At 46.7% G+C, this 2,588-nt stretch carries 1 protein-coding gene; it reads right to left on the bottom strand.

The genetic code is table 11. The features are described 5' to 3' along the window. Positions 1-266 precede the first annotated feature (266 nt). Positions 267-1,676, bottom strand: coding sequence for a glutamate--ammonia ligase (gene glnA, locus L3J94_12120; protein MCF6219468.1), 1,410 nt, complete (start codon positions 1,674-1,676; stop codon positions 267-269). Positions 1,677-2,588: the final 912 nt, after the last annotated feature.

Genomic DNA, 2,588 nt, shown 5'->3' with positions numbered 1-2,588 from the left:
TTATAAACTGTATGACTACCGTAACGATACTCCATAACACAACACCCCCTCTGTGCTTAGTTACAGTATCGCAGATAAATCTGACCGCCTAAAGGCGGTGGTTTCAACCTTTATTAGGGACGAATGAGTATTGTGCGCATCAATCGAGCATAGCGAATCCGCTTTTGTAACACAACGCCTAAAAATAAAAAGCCCCCAATAAAGGGGGCTTCCTAGGGTATAACCATACTGAAACAGATCGCACGAAGCAACCTGGCCAATACAACTTAGCAGCTGTAGTACAGCTCAAACTCAACAGGATGTGTGGTCATACGCAGTTGAGTCACCTCTTCCATCTTCAGCTTGATGTAGGCATCAATCATGTCGTCGGTGAAAACACCACCCGCAGTCAAGAAAGCGCGATCATTGTCCAGCTCCTCGAGAGCCTGATCCAGTGAATGGGCCACGGTTGGGATCTCAGCTTCCTCTTCAGGTGGCAGGTCGTAGAGATCTTTATCCATCGCTTCGCCAGGGTGGATCTTGTTCTGGATACCGTCAAGACCGGCCATCATCATGGCTGCGAAGGCCAGGTATGGGTTGGCGGTACAATCAGGGAAACGCAGCTCTACACGACGACCCTTTGGGTTGGTAACGTAAGGAATACGAATAGAAGCTGAGCGATTACGCGCAGAGTATGCCAGCATAACAGGTGCTTCAAAGCCAGGTACCAAGCGCTTGTATGAATTGGTAGAAGCGTTAGTCAGTGCGTTCAGTGCGCGAGCATGCTTAATGATACCGCCGATGTAGAAAAGCGCAGTCTCAGAGAGGCCGCCATAGCCGTCACCGGCAAATATATTTTGACCATCTTTTGCCAGCGACATATGCACGTGCATACCCGAGCCGTTATCACCTACAATTGGCTTCGGCATGAAAGTCGCCGTTTTTCCATAGATGTGGGCGATATTATGAATCGCATATTTGTGGATTTGAACTTCATCCGCCTTATTAACCAGAGTATTGAATGCAACACCGATTTCACACTGGCCAGCAGTGGCTACTTCATGGTGATGTACTTCAATTTTAAGGCCCATCTGCTCCATGGTTTCACACATAGCAGCACGAATGTCGTGCAGTGCATCAACCGGTGGCACTGGGAAATAGCCGCCTTTGATACCAGGACGATGGCCAATATTGCCATCTTCAAATACTTTTTCAGAATTCCACTCGGCTTCATCTGAATCAATTTTTACAAAGCTGCCGCTCATGCTAGAGCCCCAGCGCACATCATCAAGAATGAAAAACTCTGGCTCAGGGCCGAAGAATGCCGCATCAGCAATGCCCGTGGACTTCAGGTAGGCTTCTGCACGCTTGGCGACTGAACGTGGGTCACGCTCGTAGCCCTGCATGGTGGTGGGCTCAACGATGTCACAACGAAGGATCAGAGTTGACTCTTCAAAGAAGGGGTCCATTACCGCCGTTGTGCAGTCAGGCATTAAAATCATGTCAGATTCATTGATGCCTTTCCAACCAGCGATGGATGAGCCGTCAAACATGTTGCCAGCCAGCAGAGACTCTTCATCGATAGTGCTGGCAGGAAACGTAACATGTTGCTCCTTGCCGCGGGTATCAGTGAAGCGGAAATCAACGTATTTAACATCGTTTTCCTTGATCATATCCAGGACGATATTTACAGACATTCTGTTCCTCCAGAAGGGTTGTTAAATTTTCAAGTGTAATTATTGAGGAAGTTCTAAACAAGTCATGATCAATTTCAGCTTAGCTTAAAATCAACCCGAGTTACTCAGAGCGTCCTTGAGTATAAATCTTTTTGTAGCAGGATGTGCGCCAAAAAAATTAGTCTTAAATATCAATCTGTTTCATCGAAATCACGCTGCCCCAGCCTATCACGCATTATTATGGTGCGCATTCGGCACTACCATGGCGCACCTAGACAACCGACATAAACACTGGCAACAGAGCGCACTTGCGCGGTGATTTGTGAAAAAATGTTGATTCACTGTAATGCTATCTTGGATATTTGCCAAGATTTTTAATCAAAGAAAAATAGTTTGCTCCTGCAATATCTGTACTTCTGCCGTGCATGGGTAGCTCATTTTGTCGATGGGTACAATGAAAGTCATCAACACAGTGGAATCCAATGCATCACCCCCAGCCCAACGTCACAACGGCGAAGAGCTAACGACATTGGGCCGCCGTCAGTGAAGTGTGGTTGAATCCGGAAAATTAGGGTAAAAAAGAGCCTGGAATTAGAGGAAAATCAGCAGGGCGCTGGACAAACATCGATGGAAAACCACTACCCTTTCTAAAGTTGATGAATCTGTTAAAATAATTAATGTAAAGACTTGACCCCTTTTCAAAGTCGAGTTAATCTTGCGATGATCGACCCCTTGAGCCACACCCTTGCCAAGGTTTAAGTCTAGCTCTTGTTATGCCTGCTTACCATCTACTAATTTCAATGGTAGGTCGAGTAGATGGGTTCCTCTAGCTTTATCAGGATCATGATGGCCATCACACGGCCGATTTCCTGCTTCTACCATTGTTACCACACCCCTCTCAGAACCGTGCTTGCGCTATTTACGCACACGGCT

It is taken from the genome of Gammaproteobacteria bacterium, assembly GCA_021647245.1.
Classification (GTDB): Bacteria; Pseudomonadota; Gammaproteobacteria; order RBG-16-57-12; family RBG-16-57-12; genus JAFLJP01.
This window is presented reverse-complemented; position numbering and strand designations above follow the sequence as displayed.

What these genes read in the sequence shown, in the direction of transcription:
- glnA (MCF6219468.1), bottom strand. Translation starts at nt 1,676, where the DNA reads ATGTCTGTAAATATCGTCCTGGATATGATCAAGGAAAACGATGTTAAA.